Source organism: Delftia sp. WSY_12, from assembly GCF_043104645.1.
GTDB classification, from domain to species: Bacteria; Pseudomonadota; Gammaproteobacteria; order Burkholderiales; family Burkholderiaceae_C; genus Comamonas; species Comamonas tsuruhatensis.
Map to the genome: position 1 here is coordinate 1 of NZ_JBICKW010000017.1, position 24,457 is coordinate 24,457.

Consider the following 24,457-nt stretch of genomic DNA (forward strand, 5'->3'; position numbering starts at 1 on the left):
CAACCCGGCCTCATCATCCTGGGCAAGCAGGCCATCGACGACGACGCCAACCAGACCGGCCAGATGCTGGCGGCCCTGGCCGACCTGCCCCAGGCCACCTTCGCCTCCAAGGTCGAAGTCGCTGGCGACAAGGTGAATGTCACGCGTGAAGTGGACGGCGGCCTGGAAACCCTGGCCCTGAGCCTACCGGCCGTCATCACCACCGACCTGCGCCTGAACGAGCCGCGCTACGTCACGCTGCCCAACATCATGAAGGCCAAGAAAAAGCAGCTGGACACGGTCAAGCCTGAAGAGCTGGGCGTGGATGTGGCCCCGCGCCTGAAGACGCTCAAGGTGGCCGAGCCCGCCAAGCGCGGCGCTGGCGTGAAGGTGCCCGATGTGGCGACCCTGGTCAGCAAGCTCAAGAACGAAGCCAAAGTGATCTAAAGCAACAGGCCCCCACGCTCCCCTTGCATGCGCAAGGTCCGCTGCCCCCCAAGGGGGCCCTCGCGGCTTGGGGCGGCCCGGCGCCGCTCAAGCATTGAACTGAAAGGAATTCCATGACTGCACTGGTTATCGCAGAACACGACAACGCTTCCATCAAGAGCGCCACGCTCAACACCGTCACTGCGGCCCTGGCCTGCGGCGGCGACGTGCATGTGCTGGTGGCGGGCGAGAATGCCGGCGCCGCTGCGCAGGCTGCGGCCCAGATCGCCGGCGTTGCCAAGGTCATCCACGCCGACGGCGCCAGCCTGAAGGACGGCCTGGCCGAGAACATTGCAGCGCAAGTGCTGGCGATTGCTTCGAACTACAGCCACATCCTGTTCCCCGCCACCGCCAGCGGCAAGAACGCCGCGCCGCGCGTGGCCGCCAAGCTGGACGTGGCCCAGATCAGCGACATCACCAAGGTGGACAGCGCCGACACCTTCGAGCGCCCCATCTACGCAGGCAACGCCATTGCCACGGTGCAAAGCAGCGATAAGATCAAGGTCATCACCGTGCGCGGCACGGGCTTTGACGCAGCGGCCACCACGGGCGGCAGCGCCCAGGTGGAGCAGCTGGCCGCCGCTGGCGACAACGGCAAGAGCAGCTTCGTGGGCCGTGAAGTGACCAAGAGCGACCGCCCCGAGCTGACGGCTGCCAAGATCATCGTCTCCGGCGGCCGCGCGCTGGGCAGCAGCGAGAAGTTCAACGAAGTCATGACCCCGCTGGCCGACAAGCTGGGCGCCGCCATCGGTGCCAGCCGCGCAGCGGTGGACGCAGGCTATGCGCCCAATGACCTGCAGGTCGGCCAGACCGGCAAGATCGTGGCGCCCCAACTGTACATTGCGGCCGGTATTTCCGGCGCCATCCAGCACTTGGCCGGCATGAAGGACTCCAAGGTGATCGTGGCGATCAACAAGGACCCCGAGGCACCGATCTTCTCGGTGGCCGACTACGGCCTGGAGGCCGACCTGTTCCAGGCCGTGCCCGAGCTGGTGCAGTCGCTGTAAGAATGCAAGGCGCCGCACCGGGAGGCGGTGCCAACGGGCCCGGGTGAAGCATCCGGGCCCTGGCCAGAGCGGCACACAAGGCATGTGCCCCGGCCCCACCTGGTTCAGAGATGCAGGAGACAGACATGCAGATTTCCATTGGCCGCCGCAGCCTTGCGCTTGCGGCTGTTGTCTTTGTGGCCACCACGGGCGCCAGCGCGCCGGCATGGGCCCAGGCCAGCGACTTTCCCACGCGCCCGATCACGCTGATCGTGCCCTTCCCCGCAGGCGGCTCCACCGACCGCCACATGCGCACCCTGGCCGACATCGCGGGCAAGCAGCTGGGCCAGACCATCATCGTGGAGAACAAGCCCGGCGCGGGCGGCACGCTGGGCCCGGGCAACATGTCCCGCACGGCCAAGCCCGATGGCTACACCATCACCCAGTTCCCCATGTCCATGCTGCGCATGGCGCACATGCAGAAGACGGCCTGGAACCCGGTCACGGACTTCACCTACATCATCGGCGTCTCGGGCTACACCTTCGGCTTCACGGTGCGCTCGGACTCGCCCTACAAGAGCTTCAACGAATACATTGCCGCCGCGCGCAACAGCCCCGGCAAGATCGAGTACGGCTCCACCGGCATAGGCTCCTCGCCCCACCTGCTGATGGAGGAGCTGGCCGAGAACGCCAAGGTCACGCTCAACCACGTGCCCTTCAAGGGCAACGCCGACCTGCAGCAGGCCCTGCTGGGCGGCCACGTGGCCGCGCAAAGCGATGCCTCGGGCTGGGACACCTATGTGGATGGCGGCCAGATGCGCCTGCTCATGACCTTCGGCGAAAAGCGCACCCAGCGCTGGCCCGACGTGCCCACGGCCAAGGAGCTGGGCTATGGCGTGGTCTCCACCTCGCCCTACGGACTGGCCGGCCCCAAGGGCATGGACCCGGCCGTGGTGCGCAAGCTGCACGACGCCTTCAAGAAAGCCATGGATGACCCGCGCCACATCGAGGTGCTCAAGCAGCTGAACCAGGACGCCTGGTACCGCTCCGGCGCCGACTATGCGCAGTGGGTGCGCGAGGCCTATGCCAAGGACAAGGTCCTGATCGACCGCCTGGGCCTGGCCGCCAAGTAGGCCTGTCCTCCAATGCGCCCGCAGGGCCAGGAGGCTGGCGGGCGCAGTCCGCTTGAGATTCGTGAATTCGTGAAACGGAGTCCCTCATGACTGTCTCCCTGCCTTCGCCCGATGCGCCCTTCACCACGCTGGCCGAGCTGATCCGCAGCCACGCGCGCCAGCAGCCCGCCCATGCCGCGCTGCGCGACGACCAGCAGACGCTGAGCTACGCGCAGCTTGACGCCCTCATGGACCGCGTGGCTGCCGCGCTGCAGCGCGACGGCGTGCAGCCTGGCCAGGCGATTGCCATCTGCGCGTTGAACTCGGTGCGCTATGCCGCGCTGTTCCTGGGCGCCTTGCGCGCGGGCGTGGTGGTTGCGCCGCTGGCGCCGTCCTCCACGGCCGACAGCCTGGCCTCCATGCTGCGCGATGCCCAGGCGCGCCACCTGTTCCTCGACAAGGCGGCCCAGGACCTGGTGCCTGCCGACGGCGCCCTGCAATGCATCTCGCTGGACGGCGCCGCGCCCGGCCGTGCCTTTGACGACTGGCTGGCGCCCGAAGGCGCGCAGCCCGCGCCCGTGAGCGTGGAGCCGGCCGCGCCGTTCAACATCATCTATTCCTCGGGCACCACGGGCACCCCCAAGGGCATCGTGCAGTCGCACGGCATGCGCTGGGCCCACATCAACCGGGGCAGCGTCTACGGCTATGGCCCCGATGGCACGACGCTGCTGGCCACGCCGCTGTACTCCAACACCACGCTGGTGGTGTTCTTCCCCACGCTGGGCAGCGGCGGCTGCGTGGTACTGATGCCCAAATTCGACGCGGCCCGCTACCTGCAGCTGGCCCAGCAGCACCGCGTCACCCACACCATGCTGGTGCCCGTGCAGTACCAGCGCATCATGGCGCTGCCGCAGTTCGGCGAGCATGACCTGTCCAGCTTCCGCGCCAAGTTCTGCACCAGCGCGCCGTTCCGGGCCGAGCTCAAGGCCGACGTGGTGGCGCGCTGGCCCGGCAGCCTGACCGAGTTCTACGGCATGACCGAAGGCGGCGGCACCTGCATCCTCGAAGCCCATCTGCACCCGGACAAGCTGCACACCGTGGGCAGGCCCGCCGAGGGCCATGACATCCGCCTCATCGACGAGGACGGCCGCGAGGTCGCCCCGGGCGAGGATGGCGAGGTCGTGGGCCACTCTGCCAGCATGATGACCGGCTACCACGGCCAGCCCGCCAAGACGCGCGAAGCCGAATGGTTCGACCCCACGGGCAAGCGCTTCATCCGCACGGGCGACGTGGGCCGCTTCGATGCCGATGGATTCCTCACCCTGTTCGACCGCCGCAAGGACATGATCATCAGCGGCGGCTTCAACATCTACCCCAGCGACCTGGAAACCCAGCTGCGCGCCCACCCGGCCGTGGACGACGTGGCCGTGGTCGGCGTGCCTTCCGAGCAATGGGGCGAGACGCCCGTGGCCTACGTGGTGTCGCGCGCGGGGCAGCCGGCCCTGCCCGAGGACATCATGGGCTGGTACAACCAGCGGGCCGGCAAGACCCAGCGCCTGGCGGACCTGCGCTTCATTGCCGAGCTGCCGCGCAGCGCCATCGGCAAGGTGCTCAAGCGCGAGCTGCGCGACCAGTACGCGACGGGGCGCTGAACCGGCGGATGCTTTCTCCAAACGATGTCCACCACGATGTCCACCAAGAGGTACACCCCATGAGCAACGACACCACGATGTCCGAGGTCCGCCGCCAGGTGACGGCCGAGGAATGGCAGACCCGCATCGAGCTGGCCGCCGCCTACCGGCTGGTCGCCCACTTCGGCTGGGACGACCTGATCTTCACCCACATCTCGGCGCGCGTGCCGGGCCAGCCCGACCAGTTCCTGATCAACCCCTACGGCATGCTGTTCGACGAGATCACCGCGTCCAGCCTGGTCAAGGTCGATCATGAAGGCCGGCCGCTGATGGAGACCGAGTACGACGTCAACCCGGCCGGCTTCGTCATCCACAGCGCCATCCACGACGGCCGTCCCGAGGTGCAGTGCGTGCTGCACACGCACACGCGCTATGGCGTGGCCGTCTCGGCGCAGAAGGAGGGGCTGCTGCCCATCTCGCAGCAGTCCATCTTCCCGCTGGCGCGCCTGGCCTACCACGACTACGAAGGCGTGGCCCTGCGCGACGACGAGAAGCCGCGCCTGGTCGATGACCTGGGCGCCAGCAACTTCCTCATCCTGCGCAACCACGGCCTGCTGACCTGCGGCCGCAACGTGGCCGAGGCCGTGCTGGCCATGTACACGCTGGAGTCGGCCTGCCGCATCCAGATCCTGGCGCAGTCGGGCGGCGGCGAGCTCACGCGCATCCCGCAGGACATCATTGCCGACGCGGTCAACCAGTCGCGCCAGGTCACCAAGGGCAAGGGCGCAGGCCTGGCCTGGCCCGGCCTGCTGCGCCGCCTGGACCGCATAGACCCTTCTTACAAGGACTGAAGGAAACCATGGGAATTCTGGTCAACATCCATCCGAGCATGGGCGCGCCCATCGTCGACTCGCTGCGCGCGCTGGCGCCCGGCGTGCAGGTCTGGGGCCACCGCGAGGAGGCGCCGGCCGATGCGGTCGAGGCCATGCTCGCCTGGAGCCTCAAGCCGGGCGTGCTGCCGGCCTATCCGGGCCTGAAGCTGCTGTGCGCGCCCAGCGCGGGCGTGGACAAGCTGCTGGCCGTGCCCGACCTGCCGGCCGGCCTGCCCGTGGCGCGCACCGTCGATCCGCAGCAGCATGTGGAGATCGCCCAGTACGTGGTCGGCACCGCGCTGCGCCACACGCGCGAGCTGGACCTGTTCGCCCGCCAGCAGCAGGCCGGCGACTGGCTGCGCCGCCCCGTGCGCGCCAGCGCAGACTGCCGCGTGGGCATCCTGGGCCTGGGCGAGGTCGGCCGCTTCGTGGCCGGCGCCATGCAGGCCGTCGGCTACCCCGTCGCAGGCTGGAGCCGCAGCGCCAAGAGCATTGCAGGCCTGGCCACGCACAGCGGTGCCGAAGGTCTGAAGCAGCTGCTGTCCACCAGCGACATCCTGGTCTGCGCCTTGCCGCTCACGCCCGAGACGCGCGACCTGCTGGACCGCCGAACCCTGTCCCTGCTGCCGCGCGGTGCCTACTTCATCAACGTGGGGCGCGGCGAGCAGGTGGTGGAAGACGACCTGCTGGCCCTGCTCGACGAAGGCCACCTGGCCGGCGCCGCGCTGGACGTGCTGCGCGACGAACCGCCCCAGCCCGGCAACAAGGTCTGGGGCCATCCCAAGGCCTTTGTCACGCCGCACATCGCGGCCCAGGCCTCGGCCGACACCGTGGCGCGCCAGTGCCTGGAGAACCTGCGCCGCCTGCGCGCGGGCGAGCCGCTGCTCAACCTTGTGGATGTGGCGCGGGGGTATTGAGCCTTGTTTTCCATCCGACGCTGCGCTGTTGCGTGGCGTTTTTTCATCGCCGGGCCGCCCCAAGATGAAAAGCGGCCCCCTTGGGGGGGCAGCGGACCTTGCGCAGCAAGGGTAGCGTGGGGGTCATTTTTCATCGCCGGGCCGCCCCAAGATGAAAAGCGGCCCCCTTGGGGGGCAGCGGACCTTGCGCAGCAAGGGTAGCGTGGGGGCCATTTTTTAACTGAGAAGAATCCAGAGACACCATGCCTTCGACTTCCCGCCGCGGCTTTTTGCAATCGACCGCTGCCGCCGCTGCAGCGGCCACCACCGTGCTGGCCCCCTCGGCCTGGGCCCAGAGCCCCTGGCCCTCCAAGCCCATCCGCATCATCGTTCCGTACACGGCAGGCGGCTTCACCGACCAGATGGCGCGCCTGCTGCAGGTCGGCCTGCAAAAGGCCCTGGGCCAGCCCGTCATCGTGGAGAACAAGCCCGGCGCCAACAGCATCATCGGCGTGGACCAGATCGCCAAGGCCGCGCCGGACGGGCACACCTTCGGCGTGGTCATCGCGGCCTATGCGGCCAACACCACGCTCTATCCCAAGCTGCCCTACAACCCGAAGAAGGACCTGGTCGGCGTCTCGCTGATGGGCGTCTCGCCCCTGGTCGCTGCCGTGGCCATGAATGCGCCCTTCAAGACCACGCCCGAGCTGATCGCCTATGCCAAGGCCAATCCCGGCAAGGTGGGCTTCGGCTCCTCGGGCAGCGGCTCCAGCGCCCACCTGACCACCGAGCTGATGAAGCTGCTCACCAAGACGGACATGGTCCACGTGCCCTACAAGGGCGCCGCGCCCGCGCTGGCCGACCTCATGGGCGGCCAGATCCCGCTGTTCCTGGACCCGCCGCCCAACCTCATCCAGCCCGCCAAGGCCGGCCGCATCCGCCTCATCGGCGTGGCCAGCGACAAGCGCCTGGCCGCGCTGCCCGACGTGCCCACCTTCGTGGAGCAGGGCTACGACGGCCTGCTGGGCAGCACCTGGGCGGCCATGATCGCGCCGGCCGGCGTGCCGCGCGAGATCGTGCAGCGCATGTCCGCCGAGGTGTCGCGCATCATCCGCAGTGCCGAGGTGTCGCAGCGGCTGGAGCAGGTGATGGGGACGTTTGCGGAGGGGTCCACGCCTGAGGAGTGCGATCGGTTCATTGCTGCCGAGACGGAGAAGTGGGGGAGGGTGATTCGGGAGGCGAAGGTGACGGTGGACTGAGTCTTTCTTGTTCTCGGGTCTGTTTTTTGCCCCGGCAGGGGCAAAAACAATCAGGCAGCCCCCACCCTCCACCGCCTCCTGGGCGCCCTCAACGCATGCCTTTCCCGATAGGCCGCAGGCGCCATCCCCACATACCGCAAGAACACCCGCCGAAACGCAGAGGCATCCCCATACCCGCAGGCCAGCGCCACGGACGGCACGCTCTCCAGCGTGATCTCCAGCAGCACCCGGGCCCGTGCGCAGCGCAGGCGGTGCAGGTGGTCCAGCGGGCTGTGGCCCAGCTCCTGCTGGAAGTGGCGCAGCAGGGTGCGCGGGCTGGTGGATGCCGCGTGCGCGAGGGCCTGCAGGTCATAGGGCTGCTCCACGCGCGCTTCCAGCCAGGCGATGGCATGGGCCAGCACGCTGTTGCGCGTGGCGGGAATGCGGCGGTCCTGCAGGGCGGCGCGGGTGGCGCGTTCGCGCTGGGCATCGGGCTGCAGCACGGCGGCCAGCGCTGCGGCCAGGTCGTCGCCGAAGGCATGGCGTGTGAGTGCAACGGCCATGGGCGCCAAGGCCTCGGGATGGGAGGCGCTGAGCCAGGGCCTGTCGTCCACGAAGGGCTGGCCCTCGGCCAGTTCGATGCCCGGGAAGTCCAGGCCGAAGCCGCCCATGAAATACCAGGGCAGGGCCACAAGCCGGCCCTGGCAGCGGCCGCCGGTTGCCGCAAACCAGGCGGCGCTGCCCAGCGTGCAGACGGCCAGGCCCTGGTCGAAGGCCGTGGTGATGCGGCGCACGAGGGCCGGATGCGCGGCGACGATGTCGCGGATGGACGGGATGTCAGGGCAGTGCAGCGCGCTCACGAAGACGGCCTGCGCGGGCCCTTCGGCTGCCGCGCCTTCGTCCGCGTGCGGCATGGCGGGCAGGGGCCGGTCCTGGCCGTCGACCCAGCGCCAGCCAAAGCGCGGTGCGCGCCGGCCCAGGCGCAGGCTGGCGACGAGGTTGGCGCTGCGCAGCATCTCCACCAGGTGCGCGGCGTGGCCGATGGCGCTGTGCTCCAGGCAGGGCAGCTCGATGACAAAGGTCCGGGGCATGGCGATTCTGGCTCCTCGAATGGCGATTTTGACGTGTCCGTCATACGTGCTTCACTTTTAGCATGGCTGCTTGTGCCACTTTCCAGGACCACGAAGATGCTCCACACCAGCGCCGAGACAAAGCCTTCCTCCTTCCCGCGCACAGGCCTGCGCTCCATCGCCCTGGCCGGGCTGCTGACCTGCGGCCTGCCACTGGCGGCCAGCGCCCAGGGGCTCGATGCACAGGGCCTGGCGGCCCTGGATGCCGCCATCCAGCCGCTGGCGCCCAAGATGGTGGAGTGGCGCCGCGACATCCACCAGCACCCCGAACTGTCGGGCCAGGAAGAACGCACGGCCAAGGTGGTGGCCGATCACCTGCGCCGCCTCGGCATGGAGGTGCAGACCGGCGTGGGCGGCACGGGCGTGGTGGGCGTGCTGCGCGGCGGCCGGCCGGGCAAGACCGTGGCGCTGCGTGCCGACATGGATGCGCTGCCCGTGGCCGAGAAGACCGGCCTGCCCTTTGCCTCCAAGGCCAAGGCCCAGTACATGGGCAAGGAGGTTTCGGTCATGCATGCCTGCGGGCACGATGCCCACGTGGCCATGCTCATGGGTGCGGCCGAGGCGCTGGCCGGCATGCGCGCCAAGCTGCCCGGCACGGTGAAGTTCATCTTCCAGCCCGCCGAGGAAGGCGCTCCCGTGGAGGCCGATGCCCACGGCCATGTGCCCAGCTTCGGCGCCAAGGCCATGGTGGAGGCCGGCGTGCTCAAGGACGTGCAGGCCATCTACGGCCTGCACATCACGTCCAACCTGCCGTCGGGCATGGTGGGCTACCGCAGCGGGCCGCTGATGGCGGGTTCGGACAGCCTCAGCATCCAGGTCGAGGGCCGGGGCGGCCATGGCTCGTCGCCGTGGAATGCGGTCGATCCCATCGTCGCTGCCAGCCAGGTGGTGCTGGGCCTGCAGACCGTGGTCAGCCGCCAGCTCAACATCGGCCTGGAGCCGGCCGTGCTGACGATCGGCTCGATCCAGGGCGGCACGCGCTACAACATCATCCCGGACAACGTGGAGATGCAGGGAACGCTGCGCACCTTCGACGAGGACATGCGCCAGGAGGCACACAAGCGCATCACTGCCACGGCCGAGCAGATCGCGGCCTCCAGCGGCGCCAAGGCCAAGGTGCGTTTCGGTCCCGTGGCCTATCCGGTGACCACCAACCCCGCCGCACTGACCGAGGCCTCGCTGCCCGCGCTCAAGCTGGCCATGGGCGGCAAGGCCATGGTGATTCCCAAGGTCAGCGGCTCCGAGGATTTCTCGGAATTCCAGAAGGTGGTTCCGGGCTTCTTCTACTTCCTGGGCGCACCGCCGGCCGGCCAGGATTTCGCGAAGGCGCCGTCCAACCACTCGCCGCTGTTCGACATCGACGAGAAGCAACTGCCCACGGGTGCGCGCTCACTGGCCGCGCTGGCCGTGGACTATCTGCAGCGCAACCCATAGTTATTCGACTCGCCCTGAGCGGCGGAAGCCGCTTCCCGTTGCGCGGTGCCCCTGGCTTGAGATCGAGTCCGTGCGAACCGCGTCGGCTTTATTTGGCGCTGGCGATTGCCGATGGGCCTTTCCACCACCGGGCGATGGCAAGGCGGAACGGCAGCAGCAGCGCCACGCCCAGCACCAGCTTCACGCCCAGGTCGCCCAGGGCCCAGGTCATCCAGGGCTCGGCGGAGCCTGCGAAGGCGATGCTCCAGAACAGGAAGGTGTCCAGGCAGGCGGCCAGCAGCGTGGCCACCAGGGGGGCACGCCACCAGCGGCCTGCACGCAGGCGGTGGAACACGCCGATGTCCAGCCACTGCGAGGCAATGAAGGCCGCGCCCGAGGCCAGCGCGATGCGCGGCGGCGCCAGCACCAGCGAGGCGGCCACGGCCACGGCAAAGCCCACCCAGGCCACGCGCCGGGCCTGCTGCGGGCCGAAGCTGCGGTTGACCAGCTCGCTCACCAGGAAGGCGAACGGATAGGTGATGGCGCCCCAGGTCAGCCAGTCGTTGATGGCGTACTGCACCAGGATGTTGGACGACAGCACCACCACGCCCATGGCCGCAATGGCGGCCAGCAGCTGGGTGCGCGAGGGGGCGGCGAAACGGGGCGGACGCGGTGTCATGCTGCGCCACCGGAGCCGCGTGCACCCGACGAGGGCAGGGGCAGCCCGAGGATGGCGCAGGCCACGGCCTCGCCCACCTTCACGCCATCCACGCCGGCCGACAGGATGCCGCCCGCGTAGCTGGCGCCTTCGCCGGCCGGGTACAGGCCGCGCGTGTTCAGGCTGTGGAAGTCCGCGCCGCGCTCGATCTTCACGGGCGAGGAGGTGCGCGTTTCCACGCCGGTGAGCACGGCATCGTGCATGTCGTAGCCGCGGATCTTCTTGCCGAAGGCGGGCAGCGCCTCGCGCATGGCCTCGATGGCATAGGCCGGCAGCACGTGGTGCAGGTTGGTCAGCGTGATGCCGGGCTTGTAGGAGGGCTCGACCTCGCCCAGCGCGGCCGATTCCTTGCCCGCGATGAAGTCGCCCACCAGCTGGCCCGGCGCGTTGTAGTTGCGCCCGCCCAGCAGGTAGGCCTTGGTCTCCAGCTGGCGCTGCAGCACGATGCCCGACAGCGGGTGCAGCTCGCCGTCCTTGAGGTTTTCCACGCCATGGGTCTTGCCGTCGAAGGCCCAGGCAAAGCTTTTGGCATCGCGCGGGTAGTCGGAGGGGTCGATGGCGCAGACCATGCCGGCGTTGGCATTGCGCTCGGCGCGCGAGTACTGGCTCATGCCGTTGGTGACCACGCGCTCGGGCTCGCTGGTGGCCGCCACCACGGTGCCGCCCGGGCACATGCAAAAGCTGTAGACCGCGCGCCCGTTGCTGGCGTGGTGCACCAGCTTGTAGTCGGCCGCACCCAGCAGCGGGTGGCCGGCATGCCTGCCCCAGCGCGCGCGGTCGATCACGCTTTGCGGATGCTCGATGCGAAAGCCCACCGAGAACGGCTTGGCCTCCATGTGCACGCCGCGCTCGTAGAACATGGCGAAGGTGTCGCGCGAGCTGTGGCCCAGGGCCATCACGGCATGGTCGGTCTCCAGCCACTGGCGCTCGCCGCTGTCCTGGTCCAGCACTTCCAGGGCGGTGAGACGGCGGTCCTTGCCCTCGCCCTCGATGCGCATGTCACACACGCGCTGGCCGAAGCGGATCTCGCCGCCCAGGCGGATGATCTCCTCGCGGATGCCCTCGACCACCTTCACCAGCTTGAAGGTGCCGATGTGCGGATGCGCGGCATAGAGGATCTCGGGCGGCGCGCCGTGGGTGACGAATTCCTGCATCACCTTGCGGCCCAGGTGGCGCGGGTCCTTGATCTGGCTGTAGAGCTTGCCGTCGGAGAAGGTGCCTGCGCCGCCTTCGCCGAACTGCACATTGGACTCGGGCACCAGCTCGCGCTTGCGCCACAGGCCCCAGGTGTCCTGGGTGCGCTCGCGCACCGAGCGGCCGCGCTCGATCACGATGGGCCTGAAGCCCATCTGCGCCAGCACCAGGGCCGCAAAGATGCCGCAGGGCCCGAAGCCCACCACCACGGGCCGGCGCTGCAGGTCGGCAGGCGCCTGGCCCACGGCATGCCAGCGCATGTCGGGCGTGGGGTTCACATGGGCATGGCTGGAGAACTGCTCCAGCAGCGCGGCTTCCTGGCTTTCGTCGGCCAGCGTCAGGTCGACGATGTAGACGGCCAGCAGCTCGGACTTGCGCGCATCGAAGCTGCGCTTGTGCACATGCACGCAGGCAATGGCCTCCTCGGCAATGCCCAGCTGGCGCGCGGCCAGGGCGCGCAGCGGCTCCAGGGGCAGGTATTCGGTGTGGCTGTCGGGGTGGTATTGCACCGCCGACAGGGGCAGTTTCAGTTCAGAGACGCGGATCATGGCTTGTACCTATCAAGCAGAGGGCCGGCGATGGTAAGCCAAAGCGCCAGGCGGCACATTCCGCCATGGCCACGCCCTTGGAGCACGCTCGGGTTCGCAGGTGGCGCACAGGTTTCCGGCCGGCACGCCTGGAATGCGGGAAGACCTGTGGCGGGAAGCATCCGGCCGACGGGCGCATGGCCCGGGTAACTGCACTGGCGTGATTGGCGTTATCGCCCTGGCCAATCGGGCGACGGAAAAAACGAATGCCATATTAATGGCATGCTAATCAATTAGGAGTGGTCTGATTTTTTCCAGAAAAATTAGATATTTCCTAGGATGAAAATCCCATTGTCAAAAAAAGTGTATTGGCGATAGCGGTGATTTCGCTGATCATCTGCTCCCGCTGTCAGTGGGCTATGGGCATAGCCATTGGCAGTGGAGATTTTGAAAGAGAGGGTTGCCGGCAAAGGATGCCATGTGCCGGCAATGGAGTTCAACCAGATGGACAGGCTGGCTACAGTACCCGGTGCCTGGGCGCGGCTGGCTATGCAATATGAAGAAATCAATGAGAGGCGCCGTGCTTTGCGGTGCGCTGGGCGTCATTGCCTGCGGTTGGGGGACAGTGGGGGAAGTCCGGTCGGAGGTAGTTTCCAGGGTCACGGCCCTGCCAGATTCCGCCACGCGGGTGAACATGGGTGATGGTGGCCGCGTGCAGGTCACGCCGGCCCAGGTCACGGACGGTGTTTCATACAACGGCTTCAGCCAGTTCGATGTGGGCAAGGCTGGGCTCACGTTCCTGAATGAGGGCGTCAAGGCGCGAACCATCGTGGCCGAGGTGTTTTCCGCCGCGCCCTCGCATATCACAGGAACCATCGATGTCAATGGCCCCCGCGCCAATCTGATTTTTGCAAATCAGAACGGCATACGCGTCAATGGCGGCAGCTTCGTCAATTTCGGCAGCGTTGCCCTGACCACGGGCGCCGTGACACTGCGCGATCAATTGCAGCCTTCGGGCTATGTCCAGCGGTTGGTGGATGTCCATACGAAGCAAGGCGAGATCGTGATTGGCGAGCAGGGAGTCACCGGCAATCTGATCCGTCTGGAGATGATTGCCAAGAGCATTGCCCTGCAGGGTGCCGTCACCAACGAGTTCTCATCGTCAAGCGCCCTGGTCCGCATGGTGGCCGGGGAATCCACGGCCCAGTTCGATACGGCGGCGTCGCCAACGGACAACTTGACGCCATGGGTCTACTACGAGGGCGGGAAGGCGCGCAGCACCGCATTGGCTGTGGACCTGAATGCGGATTCCAAGGTCACCTCCGGGCGTATCGAGATTCTGGTGACCGACCAGGGCGCCGGTGTGCGCAACCAGGGGCAGATGGTGGCCTCGGCCGGGGATTTCCGGCTGACCAGCACGGGACAGCTGGAGCAGATCGGCGGCAAGGTGCAGGCCCAGGGGCAGGTGGACATACGCTCCCGGGATATCGCGCTCGTTTCGCGCGGCGACGAGACCAGCTTGCTGGCGGCCGGCAGCCGTGTTCGCCTCCAGGCCGAAGGGGCCATCCGCAACCTGGGTGGCGAGATATCCGGCCAGCAAGGCGTGGGCGAGGCAGAGGATGCCCATGCCGTCGTGCTCAAGGCCGGTGGCGGCATAGAGCACAGGACGCCCGTGGGGGCCGCGAAAACCGCGCTGATCTTCGGCAAGGAAGGCTCCGTGCTGCTGGACAGCGGGCAGGGCGTGGATTCCATCAACGCACGCATCGTATCCAACAGCGATCTGGTCATTCGGGGAGCTGCGGATGTGCGCAACGAAAGCGTGCACATCGCCGGTGCCGGCCTGGAAGATTGGGCATCGCACAGCGTCTTCAAGCGCAGGAAAGGCTACAGCGTGGACATGGGCGAGCTGGCCGATCCTGCCAACCAGGCCTACTGGGTGGCGCAAGGCAATGTGCAGGTCAAGGCGCGCAACTTCTCCAACCTGGGCGGCCATGTGTTCTCCAACCAGGGCGGCATCAAGATAGAGGCGCAAGAAAGCGTCGTGACCAAGGCGCACAGCATTGGCGGATTCGAATACCGGCAAAGCTGCTTCCTGTTCGTCTGCAGGCGCACAGCCTCCTCCAACGAGGCGCTGGTGGGCGGGCAGATCATGGGCGCCGAATCGGTCGATATACGTGCTGGCGGGCAGATCCTCAACGATGCCGGCCAGGTCTACGCAGGCAAGGGCATGACCCTGGAGGCTCCCGAGATCATCGCGCGAGGGCGCCCCGTGCATACCGTCATCCTGCGCGACAAGGGCCTCAAGGCCCTGTTCGGCGACACCTGGGCCAGGATCTATGCCACCGACCAGGGCGGCAGCTACACCGTCCAGCAAGGACGGCTGGTTCTCAAGGGGCTGGCATACCAGGACGGCGGGGTGTTGCAAGCCTCCGAAGGCGTGGACGGCGCCATCGAGGTGATTCGCAAGCCTTCCCGCGATGCGGTGCGCATCGAGGACCACCTCGGCATCTTCTGGTGGTGAACCGCATGAGCCACTGGATCTCCGCCGCGGGCATCTGCGCGCTGGCCCTCAGCCCGATGCTCGTCCATGCACAGCCTGTGTCTGCGCGCGACCCCAACGACCAGATCATCCGCGAGCAGCAGGAAAAACTGCGCGAGGAAATGCTGCGCCGCTCCGCACCCGCCAGCATTGAATTCGAGCAACCCGCTGCCGCAGCCGCAGGCATGGACGACCGATTCCCCGAAGGCCTGCAGCCCCAGGGACCGGCCTTTCCCATTCATACCATCAGGCAAGACGGCATGGCGTTGCTGCCGGAGGCTGTCTTTGCCAGGGTCACCGCGCCCTTTGTCGGCCGCTCGATCGGGGTCGAACACATCAACGTGCTGCTGGAGCGGGTCAACCGGGCCCTGATCGCTGCGGGCTACACCACCTCGCGTGCCTACGTGGGCAACCAGAGCCTGCAGGAGGGCGTGCTGTCCCTCACCATCGTGCCGGGCCGCATCGAGCAATTGCTGTTCAACGGCACCCCCGTCGGTCCTGGCGACGATCAGGCTCCGGGCGTGCATCTGGCCCTTGCCATGAAGCAGGGCGACGTGCTGCGCCTGCGCGACATCGAGCAGTCGGTGGACCAGTTCAACCGCCTCAGGCGCAACAACGTGCAGGTGCAGATCCGCCCGGGCACGCAGCCGGGCGGCTCCATCGTCGAGTTCGTCAACCAGGCGGGCCAGGCCGCGCGCTACAACGTCTCGCTGGACAACCAGGGCGCGGCCGCCACCGGCCGCCTTCGCGTGCAGCTGGGCCTGGACGCCGGCAATGTGCTGGGCCTGATGGAGTCGCTGGGCGCCGGCCTGACCACCAGCACGGAAACCAACGCCCTGTATGGCACCTTCTCCATGCCCCTGGGCTATGCCACGCTGTCGGCAATGGCTTCCGTCTCGGAGTACCAGAACCTCATCGGCGACACCGCCCTGGTCCACGGCACATCGAAGACCTACACGCTGTCGCTGAGCCGCCTGCTGCAGCGCGACCAGAACAGCAAGACGGCCATGGACCTGAGCTTCTCGCACCGCAAGTCCGAGCGTTCCGTCAACAACATCTCGCTCAGCCCGCAGACCCAGGCCGTGCTGCGCCTGGGCATCAACCGCCTCACGCGCTTTCAAGCCGGCGAGGGGCTGGGCCAGTGGACGGTGGATGCGGGCATCTCGCGCGGCATGCCCTGGCTGGACACCAACCGCGACCCGGCCGACCTGCCCCGGGAGGCCGCCCGCTACCGGTTCACCAAGCTGGAGCTGTCGGCATCGGTGGAGCGGCCGTTGGGCAGCCTCCTGACCTGGCGCTCGCGTGCGTTGGGCCAATGGAGCCGGCATCCGTTGTACTCGTCCGAGCAGATCTTCGCCGGAGGCGTGGGCAGCGTGCGCGGATTTCCCGAATCGGCCGTTGGCGGCGACAAGGGCATGGTCTGGCGCAATGAATGGGCGTTGCAGCGGCCGCCACAGATCCTGGGCGGGCAGATCCGCTACGAGCCTTACCTGTTTGTGGATGCGGCGCGGCTGTCCACCGTTGCAGACAGCCGCTCACATGCCCTGGCCAGCGCGGGAGGCGGGCTGCGCATCGCCTTCGCGGGCGGCTTCGCCGAGCTGATCGCGGGCAAGCCGTTGCGCACACCCAGTGAAATGCCCAAGCCCGGCTGGCGTGTCAATGCCAGCCTGGCCTACCAGTTCTAGCGCTGTACCGCCCGCACAGGCGCACCGGCAGCAAGACAGCAGCAACACAGAGACAGACAAGACAGAGCAATGAAGAGGGAGCCCAGCATGCAAGCACCGACCATGAGCCAGCACAACCAACAGTCCTCCCCTGTGCCCGAGGAACCGAGAACCGCGCACCGCGCCCCTCGGTGGGCCCGGCGCACAGCGGCGTTCATGGCCGCTGTTTTCTGGCTGACTCAACTGCAACTGGTCATGGTTGGCACCGCGCAGGCCCAGCCGCAGCCGCCGGCCGGGGCCATCGCAGGTCCCTTCGGCGGGCCCATTGCCGACCCGCGCGCGCCGATGGCCTTCCAGCCGGGCATCCAGTCGCTGCCGGGTGGTGGTGCCCTGGTCAACATCACGGCGCCCAATGCGGCCGGAACCTCGCTCAACCAGTACGAGCGCTTCGATGTGCCAACGTCCGGTGTCGTTCTCAACAACAGCCTCATCGGTGGCACGCCATTGCTGGGCGGCACGGCGGCTGCCAATCCCAATCTGTCTGGCGGGCGCGCGGCCAACACCATCGTCAACGAGGTCACCGTCACCGGAACACCCAGCCAGATGCGGGGCACGGTGGAAGTCTTCGGAACGCCCGCCACCGTCATCATCGCCAACCCCAACGGCATCACCTGCGATGGCTGTGGCGTGGTCAATACGCCCAGGCTTACCCTGAGCACGGGCCGGCCCACCTGGCTGGATGCCGGGGGGCTGGGCAGCACGTTCCAGGATGCCAAAAATCAGGGCTTCGACGTGACCGGTGGCCGCATCGAAGTGCGCGGCTCGGGCATCGAAGGCACGGTGGGACAGCTGGACCTGATCGGCGAGACGCTGAGCATCGACGCTCCCCTGCGCGCCCACTACCTGAACCAGGACATCTCCAGCATCAACCTGACGGCAGGCAAGACGCCCGCCATGCCGGGCTCCGCGCGTGCCGCCTCCGAATCCCCGCAGTCCCCGCAGACCCCGGCTCCAGCGCAGTCGGGCCGGGCTCTGGCCATCGATGCCACGGCCCTCGGTGCCATGACCGCAGGCCAGATCCGTGTCATCTCCACCGATGCCGGCATGGGCGTCAACCTGCAGGGTCCGCTTCTGGCCTACCAGCGCGACGTGGAGATCCAGAGCGCCGGCCGCGTCAGCACGGGTTCCCTGGCATCGGCACGGGACATCCGCATCGACAGCGATGGCTATGTCAGCGTTGCTGGAGAAGTCTCTGCGGGCAAGCAACTGCAGGTCAGCGGCCGCGATGGCATGCAGTTCAACGGACCCGTTCAGGCGCAGGGCGACATCCGGCTGCAAAGCGCGCAGGGCGGCATCGCCGTGAGCGGCGATCTCGTGACCGCCGGCAGCCTGCAGGCGCGTGCGGGTGGCGACCTGCAGATGGGTTCTGGCGCAAGCACCGTGCAGGTTGCGGGCGCCACCACACTGGGTGGCAAAAACGTCCACCAGACCGGCAAGCTGCTGGTGGGTGGCGACCTGGCCATCGACGCGGGCGAAGGTGCGTCGCTGGGCGGCGTCACCGCAGTCGCGGGCAGCCTGGACATGCGGGCCGGCCAAGGTGCGTTGCTGTCGGGGCAGTTGCAGGTCAACCGCAGCGCCAAGGTTTCGGCCGACACCATCGACGTCACGGGACGCAGCGTCGTTGGCGAGAACTTCCAGCTCGACGGTGTTCGATCGGTTGACCTCATCGGTAGTGCCCAGGTGGGCCAGTCGCTGAGCATGAAGGCGGGCACCGTGGGCATCAACGGTGACATCTCGGCCGGCGAGACCAATGTGGACGCCAGCAGGGTCGATCTCGGCAGCGCGGAAAAAGGCCTGTCCATCGGCGGCGACCTGAACCTGCGCGTCGGCGACTCCCTGCATGCGCGTGGCGATGTCAGTGTCACGGGCAGCGCGAATCTTTCCAGCGGGGGCGACGCCCGGTTCGACGGCGCCATCACTGCCGGGCGCGACCTGGGCCTGAGCGCAGGTGGCGACCTGACCATGGCCGGCCCGGTCACATCGGGCGGCAAGGCCAGCTTCAATGCCGCAGGCAATCTCACGGCGCACGGCGACATCCTTGCGGGCGGCGGCATCACGGGCAAGGCGGGCGGGGACATCCGCCTGGGCGGGCAGGTGGGCTCGGCCGGTTCCCAGCAATGGAGTGCGGGCGGCGACTTCTCTGCCGACAAGGGCATGGAGGCTGCGGGCCTGTCCGTCGAGGGCCGCAACATCCGCATCGCCGGCGATGTGCTGTCCCAGGGCGCCGTCAACATGAAGGCAGGCCAGAAGCTCCAGCTGGGAGGCGACTTGCGCTCGGCAGGCAGCACCACCCTGAGCGCCGGCGCCGAAGGCATCACCGCCAAGTCCATCCTCACCAACGAAGACCTCGACATCCGCAGCCAGGGCAACATCGCCCTGGAGCAGGCGCAGGCCGCGCGCGACGTGCGCCTGGAATCCTCGGCGGGCAGCATTGCAACGGGCAACCTGCTGGCCGGGCGCGATGCCGGCGTGACTGCGGCGGGCAATGTGCTAGTCGATGGAACACTGCATGCCGGGCGCGATGCGCGCATTGCCGCCAAGGGTGATGCCATCGTGCGCGGCGATGCCTATGCCGGGCGCGACGTGGCGCTGTCAGGCAGCTCCATCAGCCTGGACAAGGGCTTGCAGGCCGGCGGCGATCTGCGCCTTGAAGCGGGTGACAGCGGCATCGTCAGCCGCGGCCAACTGGTCGCCAACCGGGGCATCACCGCCCTGTCCGCAGGCCAGATCGACGTCCAGGGGCCCGTGCTTTCCGGCGAGAACCTGCAACTGCGCGCAGGCCATGACATCACGGTGGCGGGCGACATCGCGGCCATGGGCACCATGGACATCCGGTCGGCACAGGCCCTCAAGGCCGAACGCCTGCAGGCCGGCGCCGATCTTGACGTTGCGGCCGCATCCGTCCACACCCGCAGCGTGCTGGCGCAGGGCCAGGCCACGCTGCGCGCCGACGATGCCCTGCGCATCCAGGGCGACCTGATGGGCGCCGGCATCGACGCCACGGCGCGCACGGGCGCCATCTCGGTCACCGGCACGGTGGCCACGCCGGGGGCGCTGAGCCTCAAGGCCGGCACCGATGCCGAGGCCGGCAAGGTGGTGGCCGGCACGGCCGACGGCCAGGCTGCCGTGATCGACGCGGGCGGCAACATCCGCCTGCAAAGCCTGGAGACCGGCGGCGCCTACCAGGCCCGCGCGGGAGGCAGCCACGAGGTGGCAGGCGCGGCCACCGTCCAGGGACCGGCCGACATCGCCGCTGGCGCGGACATCACCGTGGGTGCAGATGCAGCCTTCGGCCAGGGCCTGGCCGCGAATGCCGGCGGACGCATTGCCGTGGCCGGCGACACCCTGGTGCTGGGCGATGCACGCCTGCAAAGCGGTGCGGGCCAAAGCTACGGCGATACTTCGGGCGGCAAGGCGGGTGGGCAGATGCGCGTCACCGGCAGGCTCGATGCCAGCGCCGGCCAGGGCTTCGCCGTGGGCAAGGAGCTGCGCGTCAACGACGGCATGGACATCGAGGCCAAGGCCGGTGCCATCGACGTGGGCGGCGGCCTCGCCACGCTGGGCGATGCGCGCCTGCAGGGCTCGGACGGCGTGCGCGTGGGGGGCGACCTGCAACTGCGCAAGGGTGAGCTTGCCAGCTCCGGCGGCGCCATCGCCATTGCAGGCAAGGTCTCTGCCGAACAGGACCTGGGACTGAAGTCCCAGGGTGACATTGCCATTGGCGGTGCCACCGTCGCGCAAGGCCGGCTCACCGCCCGCAGCGAGGCTGGCAGCATCGGCTTTGGCGGCAACCTCGACGTGGCCGGCGACTTCGACGCCCATGCGGCGCAGAACCTGGGCTTTGAAGGCAACAGCCTCTTCCTGGGCGAGGCCCGGCTCAAGGCGGACAACGGTGCCATCCGCAACCGGGGCGACATGACCTTCGCCAAGGCGGTGGACATCGACACCGGCGGCGATCTCTCCAACGAAGGCCTGATCCAGTCGCAGCAGGACATCTCCATCCGTGCGCGCAACATCGACAGCAACCTGGCCAGGGCCGGCGGCATCGTCACACCGGGCAAGCTCACCGTCCAGGCCGGGGGCGCCACGCGCCTGGGCAGCCAGGGCAAACTCAGTGCCGGGCAGGACATGGCGCTGCAGGCGGCAGGCGGCACCAGCAGCCAGGGCACCATCCAGGCGGGCGGCAACCTCACGCACGGCGGCACCCTGTCGAGCAGTGGCAGCGTCGTGGCCGACGACATCACCATCGACGGCGCGCTGGGCAACCAGGGCGGCAGCGTCTATGCCCAGGGCAGCCTGGGCGTCTCGGGCAGCACCAGCAACAGCGGCAACATTGCCGCCAGCACCATCACCATGGCTGCCTTGGACAACAGCGGCCAGATCGGCGCGCAAGGCATCTCCCTGGGCGCCACCGGCAACTCGGGCAGCATCTCCGGCTCCAGCGTGGGCATAGATGGCAGCCTGAGCAACAGCGGCAGCATAGGTGCCAGCGGCTCGCTCGGCGTCTATGGCGGCTCCATCTCCAACAGCGGCTCCCTGGCGGGCGGCGACGTCACCCTCAGCGGCAGCAGCATAGGCAACGATGGACAGATCCAGTCCTCGGGCTCCCTCAGCATCTCGGGCGGCAGCTTCGACAACGGGCTGACCGAATCGCGCAGCTGTGTCTCGGCCAGCGGCTGCGGCGCGGGCTCCGCCCCCGAAGACTGGCGCTACAGCCAGGACCCGGGCACCGTGCATGCGGGCGGTGCGCTCACTGTCAACGTCGGCAGCATGACCAACAAGGGCGTGGTCAGCGCAGGCAGCAGCGTCAATATCCAGGGCAGCCTCAACAACACGCGCAGCGTCAACGACCCCTACACTTCCGCGGGCGCCAGTGGTGGCGCCAGCACCGGCATCATCTCGGCCGGGGGCGACCTCACCATCTCGGGCCCCTCCGTGCAGAACGCGGGCGGGCAGATGCAGGCAGGCGGCGCCGTCAACATCACCTCGACCGGTGCCTTCAGCAATGGCGCCCCTGCCGAAGGGGTGACCGGCCAGATCCAGGGCAGCAGCGTCACCATCAACGCCGCCAGCATCGACAACCAGGGCACGCTGCTGGCCAAGAGCGGCGATGCGAAGCTCACCGCCAGCTCCGGCGGCATTGCCAACACCGGCACGGTGGCCGCCAGCGGCGGCCTGCAACTGCAGGCCAGCGGCGCGGTCAGCAACGGCGACGGTGCCAACCTGCTGGGCCAGGACATCCGCATCAAGGGCTCGGGCTTCAGCAACCAGGGCACGGTCTATGGCCAGGGCGGCGCGCCCGGCGAGATCGACATCAACACCACGGGCGGCTTCAGCAACAGCGGCGGCACCCTTGTCGCGGGCGGCAAGCTCAACATCCAGTCTGGCGGCTACAGCAACAGCGGCGGCACCGTGGGCAGCCTGGGCGACGTCACCCTCACCATGGCCGGCGCCTATGGAGCCACCGGCAACGAACTGCTGGCCCTGGGCCACCTTCAGCTCAACGTGGGCGGCATCAACGTGGGCGCCTCGGAAAGCTGGTCCTATGGCGGCAGCTCCGTCGCCTGGACCGGCACCCTGCGCAACCAGGGCAGCGTCGCCATCGCCGGCAGCGCCAAAGGCAGCATCCACAACGAAGCCACGGGCACCCGCAGCGGCAGCGGCGAACCCGACGTGCGCGACGGCACCTACGAGGTGCCCGACTACCCGGCCGCGCTGGCCGACCTCAAGGACGTGCGCGTCGTCGGCTACACCGACGTGGCGCAGCGCGCGCAGCTGTACATCGGCGGCGGCTTCGACGGCTCCCTGGTCAATGAGGCCTCGGATGCCAGCGTGGGTGGCGGCAGCATCGAGCAGCGCAAGAAGAACCAGACCATCACCTGGGAGGGCAAGAACGCCGACGGGGACATCGTCACCGTCGAAGGCCTGGCCCGCAGCGTGCCGCGCCTGAACACCGGCAGCGGCAGCTCCACCATCACTCTGGTCGGGCCCGATACCGGCACCATCGTCGGCGATGCCATCACCATCAACGGCGGCACCATCACCGTGCGGCCCGGCATTGATCCCGCCACGGGCCTGCCCCTGGTCGTGGAAGCCCGCAACCGCGAGGTCAAGCCCGGCGACGTGGCCAAGGGCCCCGACGGACAGGCCGTCAAGGGCGACGTCAAGACCGGCGATGCCGGCAAGGCCGACGCGCCCAGGGAATTCAAGGTCCTGGGCGGCGACCCCGGCACCATAGGCGCCGGCGACACCAAGGGCCAGGGCAGCGACATCAAGGGCCCGGGCGACGAAGGCCTGCCGCCCCGGACCTCCAGGCCGCTGGACCTCTCGCGCCCCGAGCTGGCCACGCCCGAAGGCGGCGTGGCCGCCCTGCTGGGCGGCGGCAAGAGCGTGGCCTGGCCCGACTGGAAGCAGATGCAGATCGTGCCCGGCGGCATCAGCGCCAACGACCTGGAACTCAACCTCAACGGACAGTTCATCAACCGGGGCCAGCTCGAAGTCACCAACAACCTGGCCATACGCGCCGCCGAAGGCATAGACAACTTCGGCGCCAGCATTCGCGCGGGCGGCTACACCAGCCTCAGCGGCGGCGGCCTCGACAACCGGGACGGCAAGATAGAGACCGGCACCCTGCTGACCTCCCTCAAGGGCGACATCGACAACAGCCGCGGCAGCATCGTCGCGCATGACGGCGGCTACCTGCAGGCCAGCGGCAATATCGCCGCCACCGATGGCCGCTTCGTCAGCGACGCGGGCAAGATCGTGCTGGACGCGGGCGGCAACATCGACCTGGTCGCCAGCAAGGTCGAGGGCAAGAAGGGCGCGGGCCTGTATGCCGACGGCGACATCCGCCTGGGCGCCACCGCCAAGGCCGAAAGCACGCATAAAAAAGAGGACCAGATCCTCGTCACCCAGCACTACGACGCGGACAACAACCTCACCGACCCAGAGATCCGCATCAAGATCGGCGAAACCCAGCGGCGCACCGACACCCTGACCCACACCGGCACCACCATCGATGGCGGCGAAGGCGGCGTCACGCTGCGGGCCAAGGGCGACGTGGTGGCCCTGGGCTCGCACATCAAGGCCGGTGAGGACGTTCTGGTGCAAGGCGCCAGCGTGCGCGTCGAAGCCCTGGTGGACAAGTCCAGCAGCCTGGAGGAAGAGCACCGCAAGAACTACGACCATGCGCTGTTCCAGCGCAGCGAATCCCTGTCGGGCGGTGAGATCGAGGCAGGCCGCAACCTGAGCATCGTGGCGAACGGCAAGGCCGACGCAGGCAAGGGCGACATCACCCTCAAGGGCGCCACCGTCACCGCCAAGGGCGACGCCAGCCTCATCGCCAGCCGCGACGTCAACCTGCAGGATAAGCAGACCGAACACGGCCGCTTCGAGGAAACCTACAGCAAGAAAAGCGGCTTCCTGAGCAAGAAGAGCACGCACACCGTGGAGGAAGGCGCCAGCAGCCTCAGCGAAGGCAGCGTGCTCAGTGCCAACAACATCTACCTGCAGGCCGGGCGCGACATCAGTGTGACCGGCTCGCACGTAGTGGGCCAGGGCGACGTGGGCCTGGTGGCCGGGCGCGACGTGCAACTGCTGGCGGGCCAGGACAGCGCCGCCGCCACCAGCCACAGCCAGACCAAGAAATCGGGCCTGTTCAGCGGCGGCGGCTTCGGCATCACGCTGGGCTCCAAGTCCGTCACCATCGACCGCAGCAACGAAAGCGTGCGCGCGGCCGGCTCCAGCGTGCAGGCGCAGGGCGGCAACGCCTCCATCGTGGCCGGCAACCAGTACCGCCAGACGGGCTCGGCCGTGCTGGCGCAGGGCGATGTGAACATCGTCGGCAAAAGCGTTGAGATCAACGAGGCGCGCGAGCTCGAGCGCGACAAGTTCGAGATGCGGGCCAAACAGAGCGGGCTGAGCGTCAGCATCAGCAACCCCGTGGTCAATGTCGTGCAAGGCGGTGAGACGGTCGCCCGCATTGCCGGGGCGACCGGCAAGACCAGCGATGC

The 24,457-nt window shown here is 68.3% G+C and carries 14 protein-coding genes; 11 read left to right on the forward strand and 3 right to left on the reverse strand.

What is annotated here, in order from left to right; translation table 11 throughout:
* The 7 genes from ACF8LI_RS11320 to ACF8LI_RS11350 form a co-directional block, all read left to right on the forward strand.
* The coding region (locus ACF8LI_RS11320) for an electron transfer flavoprotein subunit beta/FixA family protein (protein WP_392412721.1) at nucleotides 1–426 on the forward strand (426 nt) is incomplete at its 5' end.
* A 113-nt stretch (nucleotides 427–539) separates the two neighbouring features.
* A complete protein-coding gene (locus ACF8LI_RS11325) occupies nucleotides 540–1,472 on the forward strand; it encodes an electron transfer flavoprotein subunit alpha/FixB family protein (RefSeq protein ID WP_392412723.1) in 933 nt (310 codons plus the stop codon).
* A gap of 125 nt (nucleotides 1,473–1,597) precedes the next feature.
* Nucleotides 1,598–2,584 (forward strand): tripartite tricarboxylate transporter substrate binding protein, encoded by a 987-nt coding sequence (locus ACF8LI_RS11330; RefSeq protein ID WP_252651469.1) that lies wholly within the window; start codon nucleotides 1,598–1,600, stop codon nucleotides 2,582–2,584.
* 86 nt (nucleotides 2,585–2,670) lie between these two features.
* The gene (locus tag ACF8LI_RS11335) at nucleotides 2,671–4,215 is read left to right on the forward strand and encodes a class I adenylate-forming enzyme family protein (RefSeq protein WP_043791032.1); all 1,545 of its coding nucleotides are present in this window, start codon (nucleotides 2,671–2,673) and stop codon (nucleotides 4,213–4,215) included.
* A 59-nt stretch (nucleotides 4,216–4,274) separates the two neighbouring features.
* A complete protein-coding gene (locus ACF8LI_RS11340; RefSeq protein WP_012203336.1) occupies nucleotides 4,275–5,045 on the forward strand; it encodes a class II aldolase/adducin family protein in 771 nt (256 codons plus the stop codon).
* Between the two features lie 8 nt (nucleotides 5,046–5,053).
* A complete protein-coding gene (locus tag ACF8LI_RS11345; RefSeq protein ID WP_016450809.1) occupies nucleotides 5,054–5,983 on the forward strand; it encodes a glyoxylate/hydroxypyruvate reductase A in 930 nt (309 codons plus the stop codon).
* 242 nt (nucleotides 5,984–6,225) lie between these two features.
* Entirely contained in the window at nucleotides 6,226–7,221 is a 996-nt protein-coding gene (locus tag ACF8LI_RS11350; RefSeq protein ID WP_043823801.1) for a tripartite tricarboxylate transporter substrate binding protein, read from the forward strand.
* 50 nt (nucleotides 7,222–7,271) lie between these two features.
* Here ACF8LI_RS11350 and ACF8LI_RS11355 read toward each other — a convergent pair whose 3' ends face one another.
* On the reverse strand, nucleotides 7,272–8,291 hold the full coding sequence (locus tag ACF8LI_RS11355; RefSeq protein ID WP_392412726.1) for a GlxA family transcriptional regulator: 1,020 nt from the start codon (nucleotides 8,289–8,291) through the stop codon (nucleotides 7,272–7,274).
* 96 nt (nucleotides 8,292–8,387) lie between these two features.
* Here ACF8LI_RS11355 and ACF8LI_RS11360 point away from each other — a divergent pair, with 96 nt between their 5' ends.
* Nucleotides 8,388–9,764, forward strand: coding sequence for an amidohydrolase (locus tag ACF8LI_RS11360; RefSeq protein ID WP_392412728.1), 1,377 nt, complete (start codon nucleotides 8,388–8,390; stop codon nucleotides 9,762–9,764).
* Between the two features lie 88 nt (nucleotides 9,765–9,852).
* Here ACF8LI_RS11360 and ACF8LI_RS11365 read toward each other — a convergent pair whose 3' ends face one another.
* Nucleotides 9,853–10,422 (reverse strand): VUT family protein, encoded by a 570-nt coding sequence (locus tag ACF8LI_RS11365; RefSeq protein WP_126311334.1) that lies wholly within the window; start codon nucleotides 10,420–10,422, stop codon nucleotides 9,853–9,855.
* Nucleotides 10,419–12,203, reverse strand: a complete 1,785-nt coding sequence (locus tag ACF8LI_RS11370; protein WP_392412732.1) for an NAD(P)/FAD-dependent oxidoreductase — start codon at nucleotides 12,201–12,203, stop codon at nucleotides 10,419–10,421. The genes ACF8LI_RS11365 and ACF8LI_RS11370 overlap by 4 nt, the downstream gene beginning before the upstream one ends.
* Before the next feature lie 673 nt (nucleotides 12,204–12,876).
* Between ACF8LI_RS11370 and ACF8LI_RS11375 the strand changes: the two genes are divergently transcribed.
* From ACF8LI_RS11375 to ACF8LI_RS11385, 3 genes are all read left to right on the forward strand, one after another.
* Complete coding sequence (locus ACF8LI_RS11375) at nucleotides 12,877–14,703, forward strand: filamentous hemagglutinin N-terminal domain-containing protein (protein WP_074924330.1); 1,827 nt, start codon at nucleotides 12,877–12,879, stop codon at nucleotides 14,701–14,703.
* A 5-nt stretch (nucleotides 14,704–14,708) separates the two neighbouring features.
* The gene (locus tag ACF8LI_RS11380) at nucleotides 14,709–16,406 is read left to right on the forward strand and encodes a ShlB/FhaC/HecB family hemolysin secretion/activation protein (RefSeq protein ID WP_061289830.1); all 1,698 of its coding nucleotides are present in this window, start codon (nucleotides 14,709–14,711) and stop codon (nucleotides 16,404–16,406) included.
* Between the two features lie 87 nt (nucleotides 16,407–16,493).
* Nucleotides 16,494–24,457: filamentous hemagglutinin N-terminal domain-containing protein (locus tag ACF8LI_RS11385; RefSeq protein WP_392453851.1), on the forward strand; the 7,964-nt coding region annotated here is incomplete at its 3' end.

Bases quoted from the DNA above. Each gene is read 5' to 3' on its own strand.
- ACF8LI_RS11325 (WP_392412723.1), top strand. From the start codon at position 540: ATGACTGCACTGGTTATCGCAGAACACGACAACGCTTCCATCAAGAGC.
- ACF8LI_RS11330 (WP_252651469.1), top strand. From the start codon at position 1,598: ATGCAGATTTCCATTGGCCGCCGCAGCCTTGCGCTTGCGGCTGTTGTC.
- ACF8LI_RS11335 (WP_043791032.1), top strand. From the start codon at position 2,671: ATGACTGTCTCCCTGCCTTCGCCCGATGCGCCCTTCACCACGCTGGCC.
- ACF8LI_RS11340 (WP_012203336.1), top strand. From the start codon at position 4,275: ATGAGCAACGACACCACGATGTCCGAGGTCCGCCGCCAGGTGACGGCC.
- ACF8LI_RS11345 (WP_016450809.1), top strand. From the start codon at position 5,054: ATGGGAATTCTGGTCAACATCCATCCGAGCATGGGCGCGCCCATCGTC.
- ACF8LI_RS11350 (WP_043823801.1), top strand. From the start codon at position 6,226: ATGCCTTCGACTTCCCGCCGCGGCTTTTTGCAATCGACCGCTGCCGCC.
- ACF8LI_RS11355 (WP_392412726.1), bottom strand. From the start codon at position 8,291: ATGCCCCGGACCTTTGTCATCGAGCTGCCCTGCCTGGAGCACAGCGCC.
- ACF8LI_RS11360 (WP_392412728.1), top strand. From the start codon at position 8,388: ATGCTCCACACCAGCGCCGAGACAAAGCCTTCCTCCTTCCCGCGCACA.
- ACF8LI_RS11365 (WP_126311334.1), bottom strand. From the start codon at position 10,422: ATGACACCGCGTCCGCCCCGTTTCGCCGCCCCCTCGCGCACCCAGCTG.
- ACF8LI_RS11370 (WP_392412732.1), bottom strand. From the start codon at position 12,203: ATGATCCGCGTCTCTGAACTGAAACTGCCCCTGTCGGCGGTGCAATAC.
- ACF8LI_RS11375 (WP_074924330.1), top strand. From the start codon at position 12,877: ATGGGTGATGGTGGCCGCGTGCAGGTCACGCCGGCCCAGGTCACGGAC.
- ACF8LI_RS11380 (WP_061289830.1), top strand. From the start codon at position 14,709: ATGAGCCACTGGATCTCCGCCGCGGGCATCTGCGCGCTGGCCCTCAGC.